At 60.3% G+C, this 25,007-nt stretch carries 22 protein-coding genes; 9 read left to right on the top strand and 13 right to left on the bottom strand.

Going from position 1 to position 25,007, the window contains the following annotated elements:
* The first annotated feature begins 14 nt into the window (after positions 1 to 14).
* The 5 genes from AC0L3B_RS17615 to cax all read left to right on the top strand — a co-directional run bounded on the left by AC0L3B_RS17615 (position 15) and on the right by cax (position 4,677).
* Complete coding sequence (locus AC0L3B_RS17615) at positions 15 to 944, top strand: carbohydrate ABC transporter permease (RefSeq protein ID WP_456653483.1); 930 nt, start codon at positions 15 to 17, stop codon at positions 942 to 944.
* Complete coding sequence (locus AC0L3B_RS17610; protein WP_473380804.1) at positions 856 to 1,791, top strand: carbohydrate ABC transporter permease; 936 nt, start codon at positions 856 to 858, stop codon at positions 1,789 to 1,791. The genes AC0L3B_RS17615 and AC0L3B_RS17610 overlap by 89 nt, the downstream gene beginning before the upstream one ends.
* 573 nt (positions 1,792 to 2,364) lie before the next feature.
* The gene (locus AC0L3B_RS17605; RefSeq protein WP_438286348.1) at positions 2,365 to 2,442 is read left to right on the top strand and encodes a BA14K family protein; all 78 of its coding nucleotides are present in this window, start codon (positions 2,365 to 2,367) and stop codon (positions 2,440 to 2,442) included.
* An 85-nt stretch (positions 2,443 to 2,527) separates the two neighbouring features.
* Positions 2,528 to 3,571: an AI-2E family transporter gene (locus tag AC0L3B_RS17600; RefSeq protein ID WP_473380803.1), complete on the top strand. Its 1,044-nt coding sequence runs from the start codon at positions 2,528 to 2,530 to the stop codon at positions 3,569 to 3,571.
* Between the two features lie 47 nt (positions 3,572 to 3,618).
* Positions 3,619 to 4,677: a calcium/proton exchanger gene (gene cax / locus AC0L3B_RS17595; RefSeq protein WP_311979603.1), complete on the top strand. Its 1,059-nt coding sequence runs from the start codon at positions 3,619 to 3,621 to the stop codon at positions 4,675 to 4,677.
* Between the two features lie 303 nt (positions 4,678 to 4,980).
* Here cax and AC0L3B_RS17590 read toward each other — a convergent pair whose 3' ends face one another.
* Positions 4,981 to 5,544, bottom strand: coding sequence for a DUF488 domain-containing protein (locus tag AC0L3B_RS17590; RefSeq protein WP_473380802.1), 564 nt, complete (start codon positions 5,542 to 5,544; stop codon positions 4,981 to 4,983).
* An 884-nt stretch (positions 5,545 to 6,428) separates the two neighbouring features.
* On the opposite strand from AC0L3B_RS17590, the gene AC0L3B_RS17585 reads away from it, so the two are divergent.
* Complete coding sequence (locus AC0L3B_RS17585) at positions 6,429 to 6,626, top strand: hypothetical protein (protein ID WP_204512627.1); 198 nt, start codon at positions 6,429 to 6,431, stop codon at positions 6,624 to 6,626.
* 425 nt (positions 6,627 to 7,051) lie between these two features.
* Here AC0L3B_RS17585 and AC0L3B_RS17580 read toward each other — a convergent pair whose 3' ends face one another.
* The 10 genes from AC0L3B_RS17580 to AC0L3B_RS17535 all read right to left on the bottom strand — a co-directional run bounded on the left by AC0L3B_RS17580 (position 7,052) and on the right by AC0L3B_RS17535 (position 16,319).
* Positions 7,052 to 7,837 (bottom strand): peptidoglycan-binding domain-containing protein, encoded by a 786-nt coding sequence (locus tag AC0L3B_RS17580; RefSeq protein ID WP_473380801.1) that lies wholly within the window; start codon positions 7,835 to 7,837, stop codon positions 7,052 to 7,054.
* Positions 7,834 to 8,679: a hypothetical protein gene (locus AC0L3B_RS17575; protein ID WP_473380800.1), complete on the bottom strand. Its 846-nt coding sequence runs from the start codon at positions 8,677 to 8,679 to the stop codon at positions 7,834 to 7,836. Before AC0L3B_RS17575 ends, AC0L3B_RS17580 begins: the two co-directional genes overlap by 4 nt.
* Positions 8,680 to 8,961: 282 nt before the next feature.
* Positions 8,962 to 9,198: a hypothetical protein gene (locus AC0L3B_RS17570; RefSeq protein ID WP_473380799.1), complete on the bottom strand. Its 237-nt coding sequence runs from the start codon at positions 9,196 to 9,198 to the stop codon at positions 8,962 to 8,964.
* Positions 9,176 to 9,388, bottom strand: a complete 213-nt coding sequence (locus AC0L3B_RS17565) for a hypothetical protein (protein WP_473380798.1) — start codon at positions 9,386 to 9,388, stop codon at positions 9,176 to 9,178. The genes AC0L3B_RS17570 and AC0L3B_RS17565 overlap by 23 nt, the downstream gene beginning before the upstream one ends.
* A 128-nt stretch (positions 9,389 to 9,516) precedes the next feature.
* Positions 9,517 to 10,467 (bottom strand): L,D-transpeptidase family protein, encoded by a 951-nt coding sequence (locus AC0L3B_RS17560; RefSeq protein ID WP_473380815.1) that lies wholly within the window; start codon positions 10,465 to 10,467, stop codon positions 9,517 to 9,519.
* A gap of 1,025 nt (positions 10,468 to 11,492) precedes the next feature.
* Positions 11,493 to 11,717, bottom strand: a complete 225-nt coding sequence (locus AC0L3B_RS17555; protein WP_204512631.1) for a hypothetical protein — start codon at positions 11,715 to 11,717, stop codon at positions 11,493 to 11,495.
* Positions 11,718 to 11,744: 27 nt separating this feature from the next.
* Positions 11,745 to 12,992, bottom strand: coding sequence for a c-type cytochrome (locus AC0L3B_RS17550; RefSeq protein WP_473380797.1), 1,248 nt, complete (start codon positions 12,990 to 12,992; stop codon positions 11,745 to 11,747).
* 13 nt (positions 12,993 to 13,005) lie between these two features.
* Complete coding sequence (locus tag AC0L3B_RS17545; protein WP_473296956.1) at positions 13,006 to 14,772, bottom strand: GMC family oxidoreductase; 1,767 nt, start codon at positions 14,770 to 14,772, stop codon at positions 13,006 to 13,008.
* Between the two features lie 12 nt (positions 14,773 to 14,784).
* A complete protein-coding gene (locus tag AC0L3B_RS17540) occupies positions 14,785 to 15,552 on the bottom strand; it encodes a gluconate 2-dehydrogenase subunit 3 family protein (protein WP_204512634.1) in 768 nt (255 codons plus the stop codon).
* Positions 15,553 to 15,956: 404 nt separating this feature from the next.
* Positions 15,957 to 16,319 carry a hypothetical protein gene (locus AC0L3B_RS17535; RefSeq protein ID WP_473380796.1) on the bottom strand — a complete coding sequence of 121 codons (363 nt, stop codon included), beginning with the start codon at positions 16,317 to 16,319 and terminating at the stop codon, positions 15,957 to 15,959.
* Positions 16,320 to 17,281: 962 nt separating this feature from the next.
* Between AC0L3B_RS17535 and AC0L3B_RS17530 the strand changes: the two genes are divergently transcribed.
* Together AC0L3B_RS17530 and AC0L3B_RS17525 are read left to right on the top strand one after the other, a co-directional pair.
* Positions 17,282 to 19,375 carry a sensor histidine kinase gene (locus AC0L3B_RS17530; RefSeq protein ID WP_204512636.1) on the top strand — a complete coding sequence of 698 codons (2,094 nt, stop codon included), beginning with the start codon at positions 17,282 to 17,284 and terminating at the stop codon, positions 19,373 to 19,375.
* Entirely contained in the window at positions 19,347 to 20,021 is a 675-nt protein-coding gene (locus AC0L3B_RS17525) for a response regulator (RefSeq protein WP_085402319.1), read from the top strand. Before AC0L3B_RS17530 ends, AC0L3B_RS17525 begins: the two co-directional genes overlap by 29 nt.
* A 684-nt stretch (positions 20,022 to 20,705) precedes the next feature.
* Here AC0L3B_RS17525 and AC0L3B_RS17520 read toward each other — a convergent pair.
* On the bottom strand, positions 20,706 to 20,936 hold the full coding sequence (locus AC0L3B_RS17520) for a hypothetical protein (protein WP_204514109.1): 231 nt from the start codon (positions 20,934 to 20,936) through the stop codon (positions 20,706 to 20,708).
* A gap of 321 nt (positions 20,937 to 21,257) precedes the next feature.
* Between AC0L3B_RS17520 and AC0L3B_RS17515 the strand changes: the two genes are divergently transcribed.
* Positions 21,258 to 22,508: a cation:proton antiporter gene (locus AC0L3B_RS17515; RefSeq protein WP_473380795.1), complete on the top strand. Its 1,251-nt coding sequence runs from the start codon at positions 21,258 to 21,260 to the stop codon at positions 22,506 to 22,508.
* A gap of 1,470 nt (positions 22,509 to 23,978) precedes the next feature.
* On the opposite strand, the gene AC0L3B_RS17510 is transcribed toward AC0L3B_RS17515, so the two are convergent.
* Positions 23,979 to 24,884, bottom strand: a complete 906-nt coding sequence (locus AC0L3B_RS17510; RefSeq protein ID WP_473380794.1) for a mechanosensitive ion channel family protein — start codon at positions 24,882 to 24,884, stop codon at positions 23,979 to 23,981.
* Positions 24,885 to 25,007: the final 123 nt, after the last annotated feature.

Genomic DNA, 25,007 nt, shown 5'->3' with positions numbered 1-25,007 from the left:
CGGAGCCGTACGCTATGGTCGTTGTCGCTGAAACACTCCCCAGACCGGCAACACGATTTCAATTTCTGCTCGATCGGCGCGATGCGCTGGAAGCGGTCCTGATTGCACCGGCCATCCTCTACGTCCTTTTGCTCGTCGGGTTGCCGCTGCTGCTGGCGATCTACTACTCGGTCAGCGCCTACACTCTCTACAATCCCACGTGGCACTTTGTCGGGCTGGCGAACTTCGAGCAGATCATCCAAGACCCGACCTTCACCCACACTTTGGCCAACACCTTCATCTTCACTTTTGGATCCCAGCTGCTTGGGCTGGTGCTCGGAAAGTTCGGAGCCTTCCTGTTGCTACGGCCATTTCGCGGACGCAAAATCGTCAGAGCGCTAATCATCCTGCCGTTCGCCGTGCCCGTTGCGCTCGCCACGATTGCCTGGCGGTGGATGTTCGATTCGCTCTACAGCGTCATCACGTGGACGTTGATCGCCATGGGGCTCGTGGAACGCGTAAACGCGCCGAACTGGCTTGGCGATCCCCATCTGGCAATGCTGTGCGTGATCATCATCAATGCCTGGCGTTTCTTTCCGTTTGCCATCGTGATTTTTCTCGCCGGGATTACCGCGGTTCCGCAGGACGTACTTGATGCGGCAACGATCGACGGCGCCGGCTTCTGGCGGCGCAACTACCAGATCATCCTGCCCATGATTTTGCCAATCGTGGCGATCGGATTGATTTTCGGCATCGTGTTCACGTTTACGGATCTATCCATTGTATTTCTGCTGACCCAGGGCGGCCCGGTGGGGGCGACCTCCGTGCTGGGTTTTGCGGGCTTCCAGACCGGCATCGTCTCAGGTGACATTTCGCATGGCGCGGCCATCTCTCTGTTCATGCTGCCGGTGCTCCTGGTCGTCGTTATATTCATGCTCCGTTTCATTCGGCGGCGGGAGATCTGAAATGCCCCGCACGATCACCCGCTCCCTCGGCCAAGTCGCGTTCTTTGTCGCCTTGGCGTTTTTCGTAATCCTTGCGACCTTCCCGTTCTACTGGATGGTGATCACCGCATTCAAGCCGAACAGCGACCTCTATAATCTCGGCAACAACCCGTTCTGGTTCAACCAACGACCGACGCTCGACCATGTGATCTATCTCTTCGATCAGACATTGTTCGCGCGCTGGCTATTGAACTCGCTGATCATCGGCCTCTGCGTCGTCATAATAACGGTCGTTACTGCCGTGCCTGCAGGCTATGCCATGGCCCGCATGACGAGTCGAAAGGGAGAAGCGCTAGGCATCGCGATTTTCCTGACTTATCTCGTCCCGCCGACTCTGCTGTTTCTGCCGCTGTCCCGAATCATTGCCGAACTTGGCCTTCAAAATTCGATGTGGTCGTTGGTGCTGGTCTATCCGACGTTCACAATCCCGTTCTGCTCGTGGCTGCTGATGGGGTTCTTCAAGGCGCTTCCAATCGAAATCGAGGAAGCAGCGATCGTCGACGGCTGTAGCCTCTTTGGCGCGTTCATCAAGATGGCAGTCCCCCTGTCAGTCCCAGCAATCCTGACGGTGGTGATATTCACTTTCACCTTGACCCTGCAGGAGTTCGTCTACGCGTTGACCTTCATCTCGTCGTCTGACCAGAAGCCGATCACGCTGGGCGTGTCGACGGACCTCATTCGCGGCGATGTATTTTTCTGGGGCGAGATCATGGCGGGTGCGCTGATCGCCGCCGCTCCGGTGGCGATCGCCTACAATCTGTTCCTAGATCGCTTCATTTCTGGCATCACCGGCGGCGCCGTCAAATAGAACGGCCGCGACGAACATCTCGATCCCGGAGGATCGAGGAGTACAGGAGGACAGAATTGCGCCTGCAAACGGGTGACGCGCCGCTGCTGCTGTGTCGGTCGTCGCGACCTCGCCTGCGTGCCCTCATAACGGGCAGGTGTCAGGTATTGTACGGTGGCGGACCGAGATCATCCGCCTACGTATCCTGGCGGGCCGCTGAGCAACAGCGCACCTGCGACCCTCTGACGCTTGGATCCCCAAAGGCTCATCGGAACGCAAGCTCGCGAGACATCGTTGCATTCGTACACAACCCAGCCACGAAGGCATGGATGAACTTGCGAAGTTTGCTTCTCGTCCTCACTACTGCTGGTGCGATTTCCTTTAACTCGACCTCGGCCTTGCTCGCGGCGCCGATGGTTGGAGCGACGGCATCCGTTCAGCCGGTGCAGTACCGGCCTTGGCATCGTGGCCTGAATCGGCCGCACTGGCGCGGACATTACGCACCCGGTGCCGCCATGGTCGGCGGCCTCGCCGCCGGAGCTCTGATTGGCAGCGCGATTAGCGATGCGAGAGCCGATGCCAATGACCTAGTGCGTGCAGCGCTATCAATCCTATGATCCCGCATCCGGCACATACCTCAGTTACGATGGCGTCCGGCATCCGTGCCCCTAACCGTTCGGGTAGACCGCTGCAGCGGGCTATTCCGATCTCAAGCCGGCCCGCCCCCGAAATGTGGCCTGCTCGAGGAACATACTGAATGGACTCGGGCGAGTTCACCAAACGCGTCGCGATCGCGGTGACGATCGCGACCGTTCCGTTCCTGCTCTGGTATCTCCGGTCGGTGCTGCTGGTGGCCGTTGGCGCGACGCTCCTCTCCGTCGTCCTGGACCTTCTGTCCCGGCCGCTGCGCTGGTGCCGAATCCCGAGAGCCGGTTCAGTTGGGCTTGCCGTGCTTCTTCTGTTCGGATCGCTCGGTGCCACCGCCTATATGTTCGGCACCACGCTATCGAGCGAGATGGAAGACGTGCTGAAGCGCGCGGATATCGCAGCCAAAACAATCGCCGACGCCTTGCAGAATTCCGCTTGGGGGGTCTCGCTCCTGCAGCACGTGGATGCCAACCAGCTCTCGCTCACAAGTTGGGCCGGCAACATCGCCAGCGTGAGCAGCAGCGTCTTCGCTTCCTTGGTGGTCATGATCGCAATGGGCGCGTACATGGCGGCTCAGCCAGGGGTATATCGAAAGGAAGTCCGCAAGTTGCTTCCTCGCAGATGGGCAAGCCCGCTAGAAGCGGCAGCCAAGCACGTCGTCCACTCACTACAGCTCTGGAGTATCGGGCAGGCCATCCAGATGGTACTCGTGGGAGTGCTCACGACAGCGGCAGTCTGGCTTATCGGCCTGCCATCTCCGCTCGCTCTGGGTGTCATCGCCGCGCTTGCCGAATTCATCCCGTACGCCGGCCCCTTCATTGCCGCGGTGCCTGCGCTGCTCGTCGCGACCGCGCAGGGTTGGTCCACGCTGCTTTGGACCCTGCTGGCCTACATTGCCATTCAGCAAATCGAGGGAAACGTGCTGCTCCCGATCATCCAACGGCGGCTCATCGCCGTTCCGCCGGCTATGATCTTGTTCAGCATCTTGGCCGTAAGCAGCTTTTTCGGGATGGCGGGCGTAATTTTCGCCGCGCCTATCAGCGTCATGATTTATGCCGCGCTGGAGACAATGGCTCCAAAGGAGAGAACTGCGCACGCTGGTTCAGGGCAAACGCAAGCCACTTCTCGTCATCAAGCGCGGGACCATTTCTAGTGCGGGGGAAGATACACACCAGGAACTGCGCTGGCGGGCCATCGAGGGTGCTCCTCCTGCTGATGGCTGTGATCCCACTCTCACTCGGCACTGCCTACATGGCCGCGCCGCCGGCGCTGCGGTTTGTGACCAGCGCCGCGGCGATTGCTGTTCTGGCGGAGTGGATCCGACGCGGGACGGAGCAGCTCGCGCGGCACGCAGGACCTACCATCGGCGGCCTGATCATGGTTACGTTCGGCAGCGTCGCGGAACTGGTGTTGGCTCTATTCATACTTGCGAGCGGCGAAACGGCCGTCGTTCAGGCCCAGATCACCGGCTCGATCATCGGCACGAGCCTTTTTGGCTTGGGGATTGCGATCCTGATAGGCGGCCTGTCGCGGCAGCGGCAGACATTTAACCCAGCCAAGGCCGGGCTGCTTTCGACGTTGCTGATTCTATCAGTTATCGCACTGCTTTTGCCGGCGGTGTTCGACTATACGGGTCGGCAGGATCACTTGCACAACATCGGACTTACCGATGAGGAGCTGAGCCTAGGTGCATCGTTAGTCTTGCTTCTGCTCTATGCAGGAAACATCGTCTACACACTGATCACTCATCGAGACGCCTTCGCCGACGAAGAAGCTGAGGGCGATCCTGCGTGGGGTCTGGCATTATCGATCGGCATCATAGTTGGCTGCACCGCGATAATCGCGATCGAAGCCGAAATCCTCTCTGACGTGCTGACCCAGACGGCCACAGCGCTCAGCATCTCGCCGACTTTCCTTGGCGTGATCGTACTGGCCCTCGTCGGGACAAGCGCCGACATCTTCGCGGCGAGTTGGTTCGCTCACCGCGATAACATGACGGCCGCGTTGAACATCTGCGTTGGATCCGCCATCCAACTCGTGCTGGTGGTCGCGCCGCTGTTGGTCCTTATCTCGGCGTTCATGGCAAAGCCCATGAGCCTGGTGTTCGGCAATCCGCTCTATCTGTTTGCAATCGCGAGCACGGCATTCATCGTGAACGCGATCGCACGCGACGGCGAGACCACCTGGTTCGAGGGCCTGCTTCTGGTGGGCGTGTATTTGCTATTCGGGCTCGGTTTCTTCTTCATTGGTCCAGGGTGACCGCCCCTGCTGACGCTATCGGACCTAAACCGAGCCCGGACGCGCGGTGCCTTGCACGCCTTCACCGTTGTGCGCTGCTCGGAGGCGCCGCAGACCGAAGCGCTCGAGAGCCCTGCGCTGCCTGGCTGACCCGAAGTTGCGCGGTCGCCGGCGAATCGACGCTGGCGGTCCTTCCGTCTCGACATGGTCGAGACAGTCCGTCCCGTCGTGGTCTCATCGTGTGAGGATATCTCCATCGCGCCATCCGCGGTCATTGAGTGGGCAAGCTGGCAGATCTCTGGCGGCGAAACGCCTCCTTGGAAGTTAGTCGGCGAACAGGTCCGGGTGCGCCGGCGGGTCGGCCGGGTACACCAAAAGGCGGGTATCCTGCGGCCGAGCCGCCTCGGTAATGATCGCTCGTTCGATCTTTGCCGCTGAGAGGATATGAAACACCTGCTCACCGGCGGCGAGCAGGTAGTCGGTGATGATCCGCCGGTGGCACCGCCACCACACCGTTTCGGCGCACATTATGGCGCAGCGCTGGGTTGCGCCCAGCCGGCGCAAATGATCAAGCGCGCCACGGAAGCGCTCGCTCATGGCATAGTCGGCATAGTTGTGAAAACTCTTGTTCGTCCAAAACGCGTTCACCTCCGGCGCTACCTCGCGCACGCGACTGCGCAGCCCCCCGAGCGGGGCCATGTGCTCATATTGTATGCCATGCGGCCGCAGGGAATTCGGGAGTAGCTCCCGGTTGTACTGCGGGTTAGTGCTGGAACGCGGCATCGTGCGCACATCGCCAAGCAGAGTCACCTCGACGCTTCGCAGCAGGCCGACGAATTCATCCAGCGGCCGCGTGCCGTGACCGATAGTGTAGAAGGGGTGTGCCATTCCGAATCTTCCTCTCCACCTACAATCCAATTTGGGGCTTGATCCGCCGCACGCCAGCGCCTCGGCGTCGGATTCGAGCGGAATGTCAGCAGCGGCCGATCCCTCCTTCGAGAGGAGGCTGATGAACCGAGAATTGGAACTTTGCGGCGGCATGATGGGTCCAATGCGCCGATCAGGATTCAAGGCTCTCCGGAATCCTTCAGTGCCGTCGCAGCGACTCGACGGACGGCTTCATTGGTTCGCCCGGGAACGCCAAGCCCGTGATTGCTAGAAGAGCGCGGCCAAGCTGGGGCCACCGGATAGGCGTACATGATCCCCGGGTCCACGGGAATCGAGAGCCGACGATCCCGCGAATAGCATCCACGTCTACCGCCGCGCTCCGGACGATGTCTGGAGAACGAAGCGTAGGGGAACCCGGGTCCCCGCCCAGTCCGTTGCCAGCTATGCAAGCGACTGTGCATCGCTTGCTGAACAGGCGATCGGATCTCCCGATCTGGCTCAGGTAGTTCTTACCCTATGGCTGGTCGCCATCGCTTTTTTCGCCAAGCTGCGCTCGGCGCGAACCTCGCAGGCAGCGTCCATCGGGCTCATCGTCGACGAACTCGTCACCGATGGCTTCAAATGCGTCTTTCCAGCGGTCGCTCCGTGCCGGTCAAGGTCGACGTGCCCGCCAAGGAGGATCGGACCCTGGTCTGCGTCCCCGCCGACGGCGTCGCTGCTCAAGCGAGGTGAAGAGCGGACCAGGAACTCGGTTTATCAAGCTGCTGACCACGCACATGGGAACGATGACGTGCGATCGTCGCCTAGCCCGACCGCACTTCGATTTTTCAGGGCCGGTGCAACCGAAATCCGGCATCGACGTAGAAGGACTCGGAGCTACTTGCATGACCTTCGAGAAAAAACAGAAGACAGTTGAAGAGCTGACCCGCCTCCGGGAGATGCGGGCCGGCACCACCGATCCCCTGGCGACGCGGCTGCTGCAGGACATCATTATGGAGCTCGAAATCGGCCTCGAGCTTGCATCACAGACGGGAGCATCGGATCAGGCGAGGCCAGCTCCTCCCGAGCCGCCACCTAAGTAGTCCGCTTTCACATCCGACCGGCCCGTCGAGCATCGTCGCAGACGCAGCGACAATTCGGCCGCACAATAGGCTTCAACGTCGGGAACGCTGCCGCGAGGGCTCTCGGCTTGCGAGCGACATCCTAATATAGCCGGCCCAAAAGGGCTCGGGGCCCTTCAGCCCGGGCGGTTAATCTATTGACGCGATAGGCTTCACTCCCAAGGCTCGAGGCAATGCTGGGAGCGAGGTACGCGGATTGCCGATCGTTCCCGGCACCATGCCGCAGGCCAAACGTGCAGCCTCATGAGTTCGACGTGCCTGTATTTCCTGGGGGCCGTCACACTGAAATGCAAAGGCCGCGAAAAACGACATTGCGCCGCGCTAGTGGCGGCAAACAAAAAGGAGCCCCGCCGAAGCGGGACCCCTCATTGGCCTGCTCCAGGCGATCACTTCTTGCTCGGACCTGAGCCCGACGAACCAGGAGAGCTGCTCTCGTTCGCGCTCGGCTGGTTTGCGCTCGGCTGGTTGGCCGTCGACGAGCTTCCGCTTTGCGATGGCGACTGACCCGTCGTACCCGACGGACTGGGTGAGCTCTGCCCCGTCGAAGACGGCTGGTTCTGCGCCTGACCCGAGTTCTGGCTCGGCGTCTGACTGGTCGCGTTCTGCTGGTTCGACGGCTGGCTGGTCTGGCCCTGAGCGGTACCGGTGCCGCTCTGGCCCTGACCTGTCGAGGTCTGAGTGCCCATCAGAGTCTGGGTGCCGGTCGAGGTCTGAGCCCCGGTCGACGACTGCGACTGGATGCTCTGGCTCGCCTGCTGGCTCAGCCGGCCGGAGACGCCGAGCGACGACACAGTGCGCATGTCGATGCTGCCGGTCACCGCGATTCCCTGCTGACGCTGATACACAGTGATTGCCTCACGGGTTTCCGGACCCCAGATGCCGTCGGCTTCACCATGCAGGATACCGCGCTCGATCAACACGCGCTGGATGACGCGGATGTCGTCCGGCGGAAGATCGACCACCGCCATCGTGCTGCCGCCGCTGCTCGCGCCGCCGCGGCCGTGACCGGCGCCGGCGAAGCGCGCCCGCGGACCGACCGGGACTACGTCAACGATGCGGCGATCACGGTCGACGATCACGACTTCGTCCTCCACGACGAAAAAGCTATCGTCGCGATAGGCGGGGAAGACGTCGATCAGCGCCGGATAAGTCGAGACAGACGCGATGGTCACGCTCGGCGGGACCGCGATGCCGGCACGAACCTGGAAGTTGATCGAGCTCGCGTTAACGCGCGGAGCGTTGCTGGCCTGCAGAACCGATTGCTGCAGTGTCGTGCGCTGCTGCGCCGACACGGTCTTGCCGCTCTCGGTCTGGATCTGGCTGTTGGCAGTGGTCTGCTCTGGGTCTGACCCTGCGTGTTGGTGTGGCCCTGGGCGGCGTTCTGGTTGGTGCCGGAGTTCGGATCCCGCTCCTGCGCGCTCTGGCCGGATCCGCTCTGCGGGCTGGACTTGTTGTCAGCCTTGTTGTCCGCCTTTGCGTCGGCCTTGCCCTTGTCCTGCGAGCGGTCCTCCGTCCGCTGCGTGTTGTCGCGCTCGGACTTGTTCTGACCGGCCGCCTGATCCTTGTCCTTCTGGCCGTGCTGCTGCGCGCGCTCCTTGTTGCTGTCGCGCTGCTCCTTGCTGGAGTCCTGCGAGTGGCGCGCATTGTCACGCTCAGACTCTCGCCCTTGGCCCGCCGTCGGATCCTTGCTGCTGTCGCGCTGACCTCCGGCGTGGCCACGCTCCTGCGTGCCGGATTCATCGCGTTGCGCCCGGCTGGACTCGCCGCCTGGCGCGGATGGTCCTTCGGCTCGGCCGCTGTCGCGAGATTCGGACCCGCGGCCCTGCGTTACTCCGTCGTTGTGGGAAGTACCTTCGCGGCTGGATGCGCCGCTGCCCATCCCGCCGCCGGAATGACCGCCCGCCGACATTCCCTTTTCGGTCGCCGCGCCGCCGGCGCTGCCCGCGCCACCGCCCACGCCTTGCGCAGACGCGAAGCCCACGCTCGCAAGCAGTACCGCCGTCGTGACCAGCAACCTACTCTTCACTCTCTTCAACATCAAAAACTCCTCCTCGATCGTGCGTGTGTTCTCAGATGAAACAGGACACAACCGACGCCCTTTCGACGGGGGTGTCCGTCGCGGGCAACCGGGAGGAGATGCAATCGTTCCTTGGATCTCCTTGCACCTCGGTTACGTCCGGCGATCCAACCACGGAGTAGCCCAAGACCAGTGGCACGTTGCGGGACGATGCGCCTCGAGAAGCTCGGCTCGGCGCATGTGCGCTCGGAGCCGAGCCAAGGCTTTGAGGAGCCGTGATCACCAGTGGTGGCGATGCCAGCGATCGTGGTGGACGACGCGGCGCGCATAGGGACCACCGTAATAGGCGAACGCGGGCCGAATGACACGACGATAGCGAGGCCCGTAGTAAGCCGGCGCGTACCCGCTGCTGTAGTAGGCGGTGGTGTAGCCGCCCCACGGATAGGGATCGTATCCCCCATAGTAGGCCGCCGGCGTATAGCCTCCGTAATATCTAGCCCGGATAGCCGTAGCCATAACCATAGCCTGGCCCGTAGCCGTACGCCGAAGAGGCAATGCCGCCGATCACTGCGCCGGCGATCAGTCCTCCGGCGATGCCGGGCCCGAACCCGCCACCACGCCAGCGGGCCTCGGCGGGACTCGGTGCGGCCACGGCGCTGACGCCGAGCACGGCGGCTGTTGACAGAACAAGTAGGGTTTTCTTCACCTCAAGCTCCTCCTCAATTGAGTTCAATGAAGCTGTAACGAAAGCGCTTTTGGCAGGTTGCAGGCGTCAAACCAAAGAACAAGAACGTCGATGAACAGACATTTATCTAGATGAATAACCCTCATACCTCACTCACGGCCGGCCACGAATTCCACGGGCGTGCCTTTCGAAACACTCGCCGCCACACGTTCGGCGTCCCAATTCGTGAGCCGCACGCAGCCGTGCGATTCCGCCTTCGAGACCTTGCTTGGCTCGGGCGTGCCGTGGATCCCGTATCCTTCCGCCGACAGGCTGATCCATATGGTGCCGACTGGATTGTTGCGGCCAGGCTTGATCGTGAACGGCTTGTCGGAGCGCACGCCCTTGAAGTGGTAGTTCGGATTGTAGCGGTAGGTCGGATTGCGGCTGACCTCGGTCACCTTCAGCGTGCCTGACGGCGACGGCTTCTCTTCGCTTCCGACGGTGGCCGGATAGAAGCCGATCAGTGTGTTCGATTTATCGAAGAGCTTGACGGTCTGCCGGGTCTTGTCCACCTCGACCCTGTCGGTCTTGGAGGCCTCGCCGTCCGTGCCGCCCGTGTCCACCACGACGATGGCTTCGCCCGCGCGTTCGAACTTCTTTCCGGAATTCAGGGCTGTTAGAAGCTGCTCGCTCATGTGAAACTTCTCGGCAATCGCCTCGCGGGGGCTGGTATAGCTGAGTTTCGGAATATCCTTCATGCCCTCCATCGTCGATGGAAGCTTCTCGAGGAATGGACCGGCCACGTCCTTCTCGGTGATCATGTAATCGGAAGTAATCGGCCGACTATCAACGCGCAGCGCCTTCAAGACATCGTCGGTCGGTTGATCGGCGCTCGGCAGTTGCTGGGCTTCAGCGTACGCACGCAAGGCCTTGCTCGCATTCTGTCCGAACTTGCCGTCGATCTCGCCCGGCGAAAAGTGCGCCCTGTCAAGCAGGACCTGCAATCGGACACCGGCGGGCGTCGCCTTGTCCCTGGACAGCGATTTCTTCGAAGGCTCAGCCGAATTGATCGCTTCGGGGCTCAGTTCGGCGCTCCAGGCCGGGCTCGCAGCGAGCATCAAGACCAACACCAGGATCGGGTATCCTCTCCGAGACCACATGCTGTGCCCTTTCATTGTCCCGCCTTCTACCCGGCGTCTACGAAGAACGCCCGCACGACCCAGACAACGGCACCCGACATCAGATAGGACATCGCCAGGAGGGTCCATTCTGGAAGCGCGGTACGGGCGGCGAGTCGCTCCGCCAATCTCATCAGCGGCCTCAGCATTCGCCTTCGGGAAGACGCGCGAGGTACGCAAGTCGCAAGCTCGCGAGCTCCTGCATGTCCTCTCTGCGCGTTTCGCATCTCCTTTGGAGATGTCGCCCGGGCAAGCACCGGCGGCGGTCGGCGGCATCGACACCGTCGTGGGTCGCGCAAAAGATCGACCAAGCTGTTTCTACGGCCGTGCGGACGCCCACGGCGTCGACCATTCTCAAGCTCCAAAGCGGAGATGTTAGTGTTGATCAACGTCCTCCGAGGTCAAAAAGTTTCCGCTTTTTCCCGATGCGTCCGGGCATGCTGAGTTGAACTTTTGACGTAAGTGGAGCAAGTGCCGTTCGGCTTAACTAGGGCCATGCAGCAGGAAGCGAGACTGAGAAGGAGAGTAGCCGTGTTGCGCGATCCGATAGATACCGAGGGTCGGCCCATTCGCACTTGAGATGCGTCAAGGCGAACATCGCCGCACCGGCGTAGAGATGATTGAACTCAGACTCCTACGCACTCCGGGCTCCGCGCCTCAATCCCGCTATATGGGGCCGACTCGGAGAGCGGCTCCGCCGATCATGATCGGCGTTGCATTGCGGCCACTGCCGCCGGGCCGGTTACGTCCTGGGATCCAAGCGTAGCTTCCCAGCGCGCCGCCTCAGTTCCAGTAAGCGGGACAAATCTCGCTACGTTGGGCCTAATCATTTGCGCAGCACTCGGTTTCTTCTTCATTCTTCCGGCTTGAGGACCCCCCGATAAGTCTCGCAGCGCAGTCAACATAGCGCCATGAACCTGCGGAGGCACCGCCAGACCGGAGTGTTTGGAGAACCTTGAAAGCTGCTAACGAGAGGAAGTTGCGTGGCGGTCATGGTGCTCCCGTTTTTCCCGCTCGCTCCGAAGGATGTGCCGGGTGATTTTTCGATCACGCTTGAAGGCGCCTTTTGTAGCGTGGTATGCGGCCATTCCTGGCGTCTCCTTGGATTTGTCTCGCCCAGCGTAAGCCGGAGCTACCAGCACGAGCGTGAGGGCGCAGATCAGTACGCCGAACCAGTTCTTGGACTTCATGGGTTTTCTCCTCCGGAAGCAGAATACCTATCGGCCACTGAGCTCCTGGGGAGTTGAACGACGCAACTCTCCCACCTGGGATGCGGCTACTTGAGTTGCTGAATTGCCCCAAGCGTTCCTGACGTAAGTAGCGAGGTCTGCAATCTGCTGGTCCGAAAGCTTCCAGTCGAAGGCCGGCATCGATACCTGCGTCGGCCGGGCATCAGTCGTCGCCGCGTGCGCACCATTCAGGATCAACCTGATGATAGTGGTCGGGTCCCGGTCCTGTACGGCGCTGCTTCCCTGAAGCCGCGGAAACATAGCCGACACGCCCTGGCCTTCGGCTTGGTGGCATCCCGAACAATTGTCGACATAGAGCGCTCCGCCGGCGGCCATAGCTTTCGGATCTGGCTCAGCAACCTTGTTGTCCTCGGTAGCTGCTGGAATATCCTTGAGGTAAGTCGCCATAGCCTTGAGATCGTCATCGTTCAGCTTCGAGGTCGAGAAGGTGATCACCTCCGACATGGGACCGTAAGCGACGGTTCGGTCGTTCCGGCCTGTCTTGAGAAACGTGACGATCTCGTCGATGCTCCATTGCCCCAACCCCGACCGAACGTCGGCCGTCAAATTCGGGGCGTACCAATCCTGCAGCTTGCCGCCGCGCAAGGCGGACTGCTTCTCTGCGGAGCCCAGAACATTGGTGGGCGTGTGGCAGGCGCCACAATGTCCCAAGCCCTCGACCAGATATGCTCCGCGATTCCATTCGGGCGACTTTTGGTCGTCCGGCTTGAATGTTCCTGCCCGGAAGAACAGTTCGTTCCACCCCCTCATGACGAACCGGTCATTCAGCGGCCAAACAAGATCGTTCGGCGGAAAGGACTTTGATGCCGGCTCAAGCGAGCTCAAGAAGGCGTGGAGCGCATCTGAATCCTCGCGCGTCACCTTGGTGTACCAGGGATATGGGAACGCGGGGTAGAGATAGCTTCCATCCGCAGCAATTCCCTGATGTAGCGCCCCATAGAACTGATCATCGGACCAAGTGCCGATCCCGGTCTTTCGGTCCGGCGTGATGTTCGCCGAGTAGATCGTGCCGAACGGGGTCGGAATCGCGCGGCCGCCCGCAAATGGCTTGCCTCCGGGTGCCGTGTGGCAGGCCTCGCAGTCTCCGGCCGCGGCCAGATAGCGTCCTCTTTCTACTTGGCCGAAGGACAACTGCTCGCAGCGAGCGGGCGAAGCGAAACAAGCAAAGGCGCAGGAAGAAGCAAGCAATACGAGTTTCAGAGCACTGGATGACATCTTCCCGATCTCCTTACGCCTGAACCAACGGGCCGGGATTCTTGAGGTACTGCGTTCTGATGGCCTGCGCGGACCACAGCGCCAGCGCGGCAACAGTACCTGTCGGATTGTAGCCAGGGTTCTGCGGGAAAGTGGACGACCCCATCACAAAAAGATTCGAAACGTCCCAATGTTGCAGGTAGCGGTTGAGAACGCTGTCCCGCGGGTTCGAACCCATGATCGCACCGCCGGTGTTGTGCGTCGTCTGGTATGGCGTGATGTCGTAATGTCCCTTACGGGGATTGCTCCTGATCTCCCGCGGCTTCATGGCCCGGGCGATCTGCTCTGCCTTGCCGGTCAGAAAATCCGACATTCTGTGCTCGTTGTCGGTGTAGTCGAAGGTCATCCGCATCAACGGCCTGCCCAGGAAATCGCGGTATGTCGGGTCGAGATCGAGGTAGTTTCCTCGATGGCTCATGACGGCGCCATGCGTGGCGACGGACATCGACCTGAGGTAGTCCCGGACGACCGCCCTCTTCCATTTGGCGCCCCATTTCGGAGTCCCGTCAGGCACCAAATGGGTCTCGATCGGCCGCCCGTTCGTGTTCCAGCAGGCGATATAGCCGCCTCCTAAAAACCCGAGATTGGAATGATCGAAGTTGTCTCCGTTGAATTCGTCAACGACCATTCCCAGCGCGCCGGCGCCGATGAACGGGTTCAGTATCTTGTCGTCGTAGAATACGTCGACACTGGACACGATCTGGTAGGCGTAGTTCTTGCCGAGCGTACCTGCTCCAGTGCTCGGGTCGTACGGTGTGCCGATCCCCGATAGCAGCAGCAGATGCACGTTGTGCAGAACGAACGCGCTGAGAACGATCAAATCAGCTGGCTGCTCGTACTCTTCACCTTGGGTATCGACATATGTGACGCTGACCGCCCGTTTCCTGTCGCTGTCGAGGTTGATCTTGATGACCTCGCACTCCGTCTTGAGCGCAAAGTTCTTCTTGCGAAGCAGAACCGGCAGAATCGTCGTTTGCGGGCTTGCCTTGGAGTAATTCCCGCAGCCGAACTTCTCGCAGAACCCGCAATAGGTGCATGGGCCGAGTTGCACCCCGAGTGGATTGGTATAAGCGCGAGACATGTTGGCGGAGGGAGCCGGGAAAGGCTTTAGGCCGACGTCATTCGCGGCCTGCGCGAAGAGTGTCGGGCCGTACGTCATCTCCATGGGAGGATTGGGATACTCTCTGGTCCGCGGGCCTTCGAACGGGTTTCCGCCGGGCTGGATTTGACCTTTGATATTCCCTGCCTTGCCCGAGATGCCGCAGAGGTACTCCCATTTGTCGAAGTACGGCTCCAGGTCGTCATACGTGACGCCCCAATCCTGGATAGTCATGTCCTGTGGTATTGCTGCCGCGCCGTAGCGATCCGTGTTGTGGCTCCGGGCGAGGAAATCGCTCGGCAGGAAACGCCAGTTCTGTCCATTCCAATGAATTCCCGCCCCGCCCACGCCCGTCCCTGGGAGAAAGGAGCCGAGTTGGCGCATTGGTAGAGCGGTCTCGCTCCTCGAGTTTCGGAAGCTCAGCGTCTCACGCGCAGGCTCTTGGAAGAGTGCATGGCGATAGTAATAGCGGAGCTCGTCTTGAATGAACGTTGTGGCAAAGTCGGTCGTCGTATCCCGCCAGCCACCGCGCTCAAGTGCCAAGACGTTCAGCCCGGCATCACTCAGTTCCTGGCCGAGCAGCGCGCCGGTCCAGCCGAACCCAACGAGGAGCGCATCCACGGGAGGGAGCTTGGTAGCCATCTTGAGGTCTCCCTATCCTTTCGGAGTCCAATGGGGACGGCCATAGAGTGACACCGGCGGTAATGGGTAGCGCTGGCCGTGCTTACTGACGAAGTCACGGTAATCGTATCGCGCGCCCGGAAAGCCGATCATCTTCCAGGCTGCCATATTCTTGTTTCCGCCGTACAAGGGATCTGCGAAGAATCCTTCCTGGGTATTGAGGAGGAGCTGCTTGAAGAATGCCTTCCCGTCGACCTGCTCGAGCTTTGCTTTTCCCTCCTCGAGGTCGCCGAGCACCTTGTCCTGCTGCTCCGCGCCGAGGTCCACGAAAGCCTTTCCACCGAACCCGTTTCGGCAATAGCCATCGACGGCTTTGATCGCGGCTCGATACAATTGGGCTGGCGCCATCCGTGATTGATAGCCCTGAGTTTCCGTGCCCTTTGCCCAAGGGCCACCCATGTACCAGCGTTCGGCTCGCCCGTACGCTCCTGCAAGCTGCCGGTCGATGAAGACCGTGACGCCAAGCTCACGCGCGCCCGGTCCTAGCTCGTCCTTGGGTATCAATCGGGAAACAACCGCATCCACCCAGGCAACTTCGTCTTGGGTGAAAAACTGATAGCCGCCGGTGGCAACTGGCGCCGGGTTGTTGGCTTCGCCCGGCGCCCAGGGGACCTGCTGCGAGATTGTGTCAGCCGTTGCGCTGCCGGAAGAAATCGCCAGGGAGGATCCGGCGACAATTCCCGCAGTGAGTAGCGCGCGGCGGTTGAGGCCAGGACTCGCGGCTCGTTCTGTGTTCGCCATCGCGGGCCCCTTATACCTTCGTGAAGGCTCCAACAACTTACGAGAAGCAATCAACGGCTCGCGAGAACCGCGGGTTCGCACGGTAGCCGGCGGCTTATCGAAGGTTGGTACGGTCCCGCACCATGTGATAAGCTCAAGGTTGGCTCTGCAGCAAGCGTACGAACTCCAACACGTTCTCCGCTTGAGCTGCCTTGAGACGACAGCTCTCCCGTTCTTCGCCGGGAGGCAGATCAGCAGCCTCCCGTTTTGCTCGGTCCGCCAGTTGCTTCAACCGCTCGGGGAGCGAGGAGAGCTGTACGTCAGGACTCCGACGCCGGCGTTTTCTCGGACTCTTTCGGACAGTTCGCCGAGCCAACCGCTGCATGTCGTGTTCCCTCCGAACGAGCACTCCGGCGTCTCGGCCTCTATTTGGAAGTGCCCTGCCGCGGCGAATTCGACCCGGTGGTCCCTTGAGATGAGCTGCCCGACTTGGAATCGGGCGGATTCACATTCATGGCTTCGAAAACCGACATTCCATGCGGGCCGATTGTCATCAGCACCGGATTGCCGTCCTTGCTTTTGGCCTGCACGACGAAGGATTCGGCTACGACCTTGACGTCGGTGAAGCCGGCCTTCTGCAGATCCTGCTGGATCTTTTGCGCCGCGGCAAGATTCTGGTTCGAGTTACCGGAAGGTTGTGATGAGGCCTGAGATCCGTTCGTGGCGTTCTGTGCGGCGGCGGGGGTCGCCAGCGCCATCAGCACGACGGCCGAACCCGCAATGAGCATCCTGTTCATGTGATGACCTTTCCAACTTGGAGGATTTAACATCCATATAGCTAACGGGCGGCCACTACGTTCCGAGACTTAGGGCCGACGCCGAGTAAAGGTCGGTACGTAAGCGAACACAGATGGTAAGGCCTCGCGCTCCCGACCCACGAGGCGGTTTGTACTCTGGCGCACAACTATCCTGAGCGCCTCCCATTCCGGGAGGCAGGGAGCTGCGATCAGACGCAGAGTATGGCTTCTTGTCGAGGGCACCTCTCTTGACGATTTTCGAGGGCCACCGGGTTTCGTCATGGAGCACGCTGCTGCGCGTGGGCCGAAGATAATCGCTTCTAGCAGCATGCCCCAGTGAATTAAGGGTCAGCTGACATTGGTACCCCGGCGGCCTCGGCTAGGCCACTACCGATGCCGCACTCACAGTCGGAGCCTTCACCCGCCGCGGCGCCACGCAGCAAAACTCTGGACGCGTCGATCACAAACACAGTGGCAAAGAACGGATACAAAGTGTCGCCCGTTTTAGCACGCTCGGGAGTTTCGTTTGGTTGGGAGCTGCGCTCTCGCGCAAGACCTATCCCCTAGGGCGGCTGCGCTCCTTTGACGAAGCAGCGCAGTTCTCACGGAAGGGTCGCATATGATGAACTCGAGCATAGCGAGAATGTCGTCCCTGCTACGATTGCAGCAAGGGCTCTCGTAAGTCGCAAGAAGCCTTTGTGCCTCTTCCAAGGCCCCAACCAGCACCTCGATATCGGTTCGGACTTTGATTTCTTGCGATGACATTTCCGTCTCTACGATCTCCTTCGCTCGGCAGCAGCGGCAATGCTGATGTTCCATGTCAATTCCCGATTCTAGACCGCAACAATGATTGCCTGTACGATGGGACGGATCGAGCGATGCCGGGAGTCGGGGCGTCCGTTAGTCCTGTCGGGAAAAACCTGACCCAGAAAACATCGAGGAAGTGCCAGCACGTGGGCGTTTTGCTGTCTCATTTGATACCCACCGGCAAGGAGGCCCCCACCTCAATCTCCCGGCGCGCAGCCCGCCGCCCCTTGATCCTCGTCTTCATCGCGGCAGCGATGCCTCTTGCGCTTTTTGCGGGTTGGGTCGTTTTCCTGAACGCGCAGCAGCAGCGCAGGGGCTCTCAGGCTGCCGCCGTGGAGACGCTCGACAGCGTCGTCAACCGGCTTGCCTCCGAAATCAGTCTCCAGCTCGAGATCGCCGAGACCGTCGCGGCGTCCGCAACACTCGACAAGCCGGACCTTGACGCGTTCTATCGCGAAGCGACGCGTGTCAACGAAGCACGTCCTCTTTGGCAGACGATTCAGCTCGTCGATCCTGATGGGAATCAGGTGCTTGATGTCAGCCGTCCACTCGGAGATGGGATGCGCGCCACCGCCGACCGAGAGAATTTCGAACAGATCCTGAAAACGAGAAAGCCGGCGATCGGCGGAATTGGGCCACGTGGTCCCATCACCGGCAAACGCGTGGTGGCCGTCAGGGCCCCTGTAGAGCGCGATGGGCAATTGAAGTTTGTACTCACGGTGGCCCTGGTGCCTGATGCAATAAGCCAGATTTTGAAGAGCGCAGGAGCCCCGGCCGGCTGGGTCGGTTTCGTGGTCGATGCCAAGGGGAACATCGTCGCCCGCACCTTCGGTGAACAATCCGAACTCGGACAATCTGCCAGCGCTACGGTCCGCCAGGCGATAGCCTCAGCGCCAGAAGGAAGCTACGTCAAAACCACGCCTGCCGGCGAACAAGTCGACTCGATCTACAAAGTCATCCCCGGAACCAGCGGATGGTCGGTCCATTTCGGAATACCGACGCAGGAACTGAATGGTCCCGTCCAGCGCTCAGCCATTTTCCTAGCCGGGGGTGGGGTATTGAGCTTCGTGTTGGCTCTGACTTTGGCCTGGTACACCATACGCGACATTTCGCTTCGCCGGCGCGAGCAAGAAGCGCAGGCAGCATTGGCACTCAGCGCAAGTGAAGAGCGACGGAGGCTGACGATTGATGCCGCAGATCTCGGCGTGTTCAGCTGTGATTTTGCGAGCAGAGAAGCGATCGTGTCGCCCCGCGCCCGAGAGATGCTCCGGATAGACGGTTCGCGCTCCGAAGGAGATACGATCCTTCCGATCGATCGGATACTGAGCTGTATTGATCCCGCCGACCAGCGGAACTTTGAGGCTTCCTTGCTGAGTTGCCGTTCGGGAAACGTGGCGATTGCTGATTTCCGGACCGCTCCCCCTCACAGCCGGTGGCTGCGGGCCAGCGGGCGGCTGTCTCGCATCGATGATAAGAACTTGGACGTCGTGTATGGCGTCATTCTGGATATCGACGAGACCAAGCGAGCCGAGCTGGAGCGACAGCAACTGCTTCGACGTCTTTCCGAAGCGGAAGAAAATGAACGCCGTAGAATCGCAAGAGAGCTTCACGATCAGATCGGCCAGACGGTCACAGGTCTACTTCTCGGTCTGAAGAACCTGGAGCCGCTTCTGGGCACGAGCCCCAAACGCAAGCTCGGATTGGAGAGGCTCAATTGGCTGCAAGGACTCGCGAGAGGAATTGGGCGCGATATCCATCAAATCGCCTCTGACCTGCGCCCGACCGCCCTTGATGACCTGGGACTTTACAAGGCGCTGGAGGCATTCTGCGCGGAGATCCGGCGCCGGTTCGGGATCAGCGTTGATTTTCAGCCTCTGGGCAGAAGAGATCGTCTCGGCCAGGACGTCGAAATCGCGGTTTACCGCGCCGTCCAGGAGGCCGTGAACAACGTGGTCAAACACGCGCAAGCTCGAAACGTCAGCGTGGTCATCGACCGACGCACAACGGAGCTTAGGATCGTCGTCGAAGACGACGGGAACGGCTTCGACTTTCAGGAATTCTCGCAGGGTGAGAGCCGCCACGCAAAATTGGGCCTGTCCGTCATCGAGGAGCGCCTCACGCTGCTCGGTGGATCTTTGGCGATTGAATCTGAACCCGGCCACGGCACCTCTCTTTTCATGAGAATACCGGTGCCAATAGAGGAGATGGGCTATGTGCCCGATCCGGATCACGTTGACTGACGATCATCCGCTTGTTCTGGCCGGAATGAAGGCGTTGCTTCAGGACGTGCATGACATCGAGATCGTCGGGGAAGCAACGGATGGACAGGCCGCCCTAGACATCATTCGCCAGGCCACACCGGACATTGCCATCCTGGACATTTCACTTCCCGGTATCAGTGGCCTCGAAGTTGCTCGCACCTTAGCGACGCAGCTTCCTCAAGTTCGTCTTCTGGCGCTGACCGTGCACGAGGATCACGCCTACGTTCAGCCGATGCTGCAAGCGGGAGCTCGCGGCTATCTGCTGAAGCGCTCTGCGGCCGACGAACTCGAGCGCGCAGTTCGCGCGATCGCTGGCGGTGGTTTGTATCTGGATCCAGCAATAGCGGAGAAAGCACTTCCATCGGCGCAGGGCGCCCACTCGTCTTCCGGCGCTTCCACAGCCGGCGAGCTGACACCGCGCGAGAGTGAGGTCCTCAGATTCATCGCACAAGGATTCAGCAACAAGGAAATTGCCACTCAGCTAAGCATCAGCATCAAGACCGTCGAAACTTACAAGGCCAGGGCGGTCGAAAAGCTCGGACTGTTCACGCGTGCCGACATAGTGCGCTACGGCGTGGCCCTTGGCTGGTTGAGCCATTCGGGAAAGAGTGCGGATCAAGTTTGACCGGGAAGTAGGTGGGCCAAACGGCCGTGCGTACGTGCGGACGTCAGGATTATCCCGACAAGCCCCGCTCATCTCCTGACTGACCGATGGGACGCCGTCCACTATCTTGCGTGAAGCGGACGAGAGAACCAACGCGGATCGCCGGCCACGTTCTTTCCGGCTTCTGCGCTCCGCACCTTGTTGGATCGGATCAGGTTTGTGTGGAGGCACACATGAGAAATGTACTTTTTCGAGGACGTGCCGGTCGCCAGCTCTTTGCACAGTATGAGAAACTGCCCGGGCTCGCTACCCGAACGAGCTCGCGGCTAGATGCCCGCACGGCGAGAACCGCTGGCATTTGCCTCGCTTGCATCTATCTCACCTGCCTTCTGTTCTCGGCATACGCGATTGCTTGACGGCAATAGGCGTGTGGCAACCGACACCGAGGAATGACGAAGTCAGATTCGTCGCCCCGATCCTTTGCAGGAACTCGCTCGATCATGGATACAGTCGTGGTGCTCCTGGTGCTCGGTATGTTGTTCACGGCTCTTTGTATCGCGGCGCTGGAGATCGCGGCACGTCGATTTTCCCGGACTCTTGAGCGTCAGCTTCCGATGTAACGTGCGGCGCACCCATCTCACTGCGCAAAGATTGCTCTTATGCAAGGTGAGGGCCGCCCCAATCGACGGCCCTCCAAGTTTGCGTTTATCGGCAGACACGCACGTGCTTGACGATACGCCGACCATGATAGCCGCGGGTGACTACGGTCCGCACGGTGCAGACCCTCCGATGATGATGATAGTGATAGCCAGCCTGCATCGTCTCGGATGTTGCCGCGGCGCCGACCGGTGGCGCCATCATCGCATTGGCAGGAACCAAGAACTGAGTGCCCGCAAGCATAGCAGCGGCCGCAAATCCATAGGCGATTTTCTTCATAGTTTTTCCTTGTCGTACGCCCCCTCCGCACTTCTAGGTCGGTCCAATGAATGCGGAGTGAACGACGATACTGACAATCGTCGTCGCGATCTTTCGCCGCAGATGCAGAATCGACGGCTGACTCGGTCGCGGAGACGGGTTGGGATTGAGGCGCATCCTAGTCCGCTTACATGTCCCGCAGGAACTGCCGAAGTTGCTTTTGATTATTAACGTTTCAAAAGTCGCCATCTCGAACGCACTGCCTTCAATGAGTAGAGCGAACAGCGGCCTTAATGGAAGGGAGTGAACAGGCACTCTCGCCAGAGCACAAGGGAGCCTGTCGTGCTTTCGCTGATGGATATCGCTGCCGTTCTGCTTACATTGTGTGCCGTCTTCGGCTGGCTCAATCACAAGTTCCTGCCGCTCTCCCGCAGCGTAGGTCTTCTCGTAATGAGCGTCCTGACGTCACTGCTCCTGATCGGCTTGGATGCGGCGTTTCCGACGATTCAACTACTAGACCAGCTTGCCAATGGGCTCCGGCAGATCGACTTTGCCGAAGTCGTGGTGAATGGGATGCTTGCATTTCTGCTGTTCGCCGGCGCGTTGCACGTAGATCTGGACACACTCAGAAGCCGCGCCATTCCGGTATTTATTCTGGCCGTCCTCGGCACCTCAATTTCAACCGTCCTCGTAGGCCTGATGTTCTGGTTCATCTGCGGCCTTTTGAACCTACCCGTATCGTTGGCTTGGGCATTCGTGTTCGGCGCACTGATCAGCCCGACTGACCCCGTTGCTGTCCTGAGTACGCTTCGCAACACCAAAGTGCCCAACGAGCTGCAGATCGAGACGGAAGGCGAGGCATTGTTCAACGACGGCGTCGGGATTGTTCTGTTCACGATCATGCTTCGCTTTGCGAGCACCGGAGACGGCGGTCAGGTTTCGGCCGCCGATGTCGCTGAGTTACTCGTTCGCGAAGCTGGTGGAGGAATAATGTTGGGCTTGTTGACTGGCTATGTTGCGTATCGCGCGATGCGGCTCATCGACGACTACGCCATCGAGGTGCTGATCTCGCTTGCCCTCGTCACTGGAACCTACGCACTTGCGCTGCATCTGCACGTCAGTGGCCCGCTCTCCATGGTCGCCGCGGGCCTACTCATCGGCGACCGAGGACCTCGATACGCAATGAGTGAGCGGACACAAGGATATCTGTTCGCGCTCTGGACCCTCATCGACGAAATTCTCAACTCGGTCCTTTTTCTGCTCATCGGACTCGAGACGTTGATACTGCGCTTCGATCCTCGCAGCCTCGGTCTGGCAGCAGCGACGGTGCCAATCGTTCTCTTCGCCCGCTTTGTTTCTGTTTCGGTTCAACCATTTCTGTTCGGATGGACTCGGCTGCTCTCCTTGCGCAACGCGCCTTTTCTCACCTGGGCCGGCGTCCGAGGCGGAATTTCAGTTGCACTCGCCCTGTCCATGCCGGATAACCCGGCCAAGGCCGCAATGCTCGCCTCAACCTATGGGGTCGTCCTGTTCAGCATCATCATCCAAGGCTCGACTCTAGGCTGGGTGGCAAAGCGGACGGTCGGACAATAAGTCTCGTCTCGAACTGTCGTTTAAGCGCGGGGCTAGACGCGCTCGCTCTACCCGGTTCAATCCTCGCAGCTGTCGATGCCAGCATCTGCGACCGCGCGTTTGGTTAGGACGCCGACTATATCGTTCAGGCGGGGCGAGGCAGAGCGGACCGCCATTGCCGCGCCGGCCCGATGGCGCTTCACCTGAAAACGGCGTGGCGACCTCGCGGCCGCGAAGTTGATGGAGAGCTCCGTGGCTACGCTTAAGCTCTGGTTTCTCGGCTGTCGACATGCTGATCGTGCGGCCTGCTCCTGGATGGGTCCTCCTCATCGGCTTGCCCTGCCACTATCTGCGGCCCTGCTGAACTTGCATCGGGGCACTTGCAGGCGCGCAGCGCCGGCGATCCTTGTGGCTCTGGCACAGTCTCCAGCCCTTGCCGCTTGGATCGCTCTCTTGCTTTGACGATATAGCTGTTGGATGAAAATGTCATCGCACGATGGATTCAGAAACCAACGGTCTCGCTGCCGCCCGCACTTAGGATACTCTCCCAAACCGGTTTGAGCACTCTCTTGATTGGGTTGATCGTTGCCGGGCCATGTTCGGTGTCCTCTCAGTTGGTACGGTGTCGTACACTCGCGACTCTGGCCGGGCACTCGGCGCGACAAAGTGTCCTAAACTCTTGACGCGAGAAACCAAGATAGCAGGCTCAAGTTGAGACCGCATTCTGAAGCTACAGGAGCCACAGATGCGGAGATTTACAATTGCGCTTTCTCTCACCGGCCTCATCGCGATTTCTCCGGTGGGCAGTAGCCAGGCTGCACCATTGACCGCGCTCTCGGCTGCCGCGAGCCCGACGCAGCACACGTCCACAGTGCAGGATAATCTCACGCAGATTCGCTGGCGTGGCGGCTGGGGGATCGGCGCGGGACTACTTGCAGGAGCGTTGATAGGCTCCGCCATCGCGGCTCCCTACTATTATGAACCGCCGTACTACGGCTACCGGTACACGTACAGTTACGGTGGGTATTATCCAGCATACGCCTATACGCCTTACTGGGGAGGCTATGGCTGGGGACCGCGACCGTACGCTTGGGGGCCTCGGCCTTGGCGCTATAGCTACGGCTGGTCCGCGCCGCGGCCGTGGGGATATACCGTCCGGCACGCACACCCTTGGCGTCATAGCTACGGTTGGGCGCCAAGGTACCACCGGCATCATCATCATCACGCGGTCATCCGCGCGTATCATCGTTGGTGATGCACCGCGCTTCTAGCGAAGTGCCCGCACATTCACCCATCGGACGAACGCGCCGGACAGGCACTTTGCTGGGAAGCTACTGTACGGCTAAATTTGCCTGTTGCTGGCACGCGCTCATCCGCGCTGCAATGGTCGCTACGCTCTCGTGTTTGGTACTAATCATCCCGATCCGCGTCGTGGGTCAGGGCGCCCTGTGACGCCACCCTACCCGCAACGCAACGAGCGGATCTGGCGTGCTAAGAAGCAGGCGGGGCCCCTGGGCGAGCATCTGCCGAGATCCGCAAAGTTGGCATTCCAACGACGTCGTAGGTCGCAGAAGCCACGGAAATTCCTTCGCCATCGAGGCCCGACAAGATGTCCCGGCTGATCGCGTCCTTCAGCTCGCGAACACCGTGGATTGGAGCGAGAAAGCGAAGCGTCAACTCGAGCCAATTGTCGGTCAATCGCCAGTAAACGCGGGGATCAAAGTCCGACATTGTGTGACCGTAGACGCGCTTCATTTCGTCCGAGAACTCTTCGGCCGTCGACTTAAAACCCGCGGTATGCGCCCGCGCGGCGTCGACCAGCAACTCCTCGACCCTTGATCGGTCATCCTGGTACCGTACCGGTATCTTAATCTCATCCCATATAAACGGGAATTCTCTGGTGTAGTTGTAGACCGGCTCGTCGAACACCTTGCTGTTCGACACAGTCACGATGCGTCCCGTATATTGACGGCTTCTAATCCACATTGCAGGCGAATCCGACTGAACGGGTGGAGGTTGCCCCATCTCAAGAATGGTAGTCTGCATGAAACTCAGCGCGATCACGTCTCCGCGGACGCCTCCCATCACGATGCGATCACCGAGGTTGAATGTTCGGCCCCTTAGGATCACGAAGTATCCTGCCGTTGCTGTGATGACCTTCTGCAAAGCAAAAGCGAGCCCCGCCGACAGAAGACCAGCGGCGGTACCGAGCCGCGCTGGATCATCAAACCAGATCGAGAGCACACCGAGGACGAGGGTCACAGCGAGCAGAAGGTTTATCGCCTGCCGCACCCAAAACAGGACTCTGTGCCAACTGACCAGTCTTTGCCCGAGCGCGACGACTCTGCGCAGCCCCCATCCGAGCGCAAGCACGCATCCTACGAGGCCGATCGTCAAGAGAAGCTTATGTGCGTTTTCGGGCGTCGCGCCGATCAGAGGGACACCGAAAAGCTTGAACCCACGCAAACGATGCCGAGAAGACCGCTTCCCTGGTTCAGGCGGTGGCTCCGGCCACCCTAT

It is taken from the genome of Bradyrhizobium sp. Kon56 (assembly GCF_055807635.1).
The sequence above is the reverse complement of the archived record's forward strand: the minus strand, read 5'-3'. Positions and strand labels throughout refer to the sequence as shown.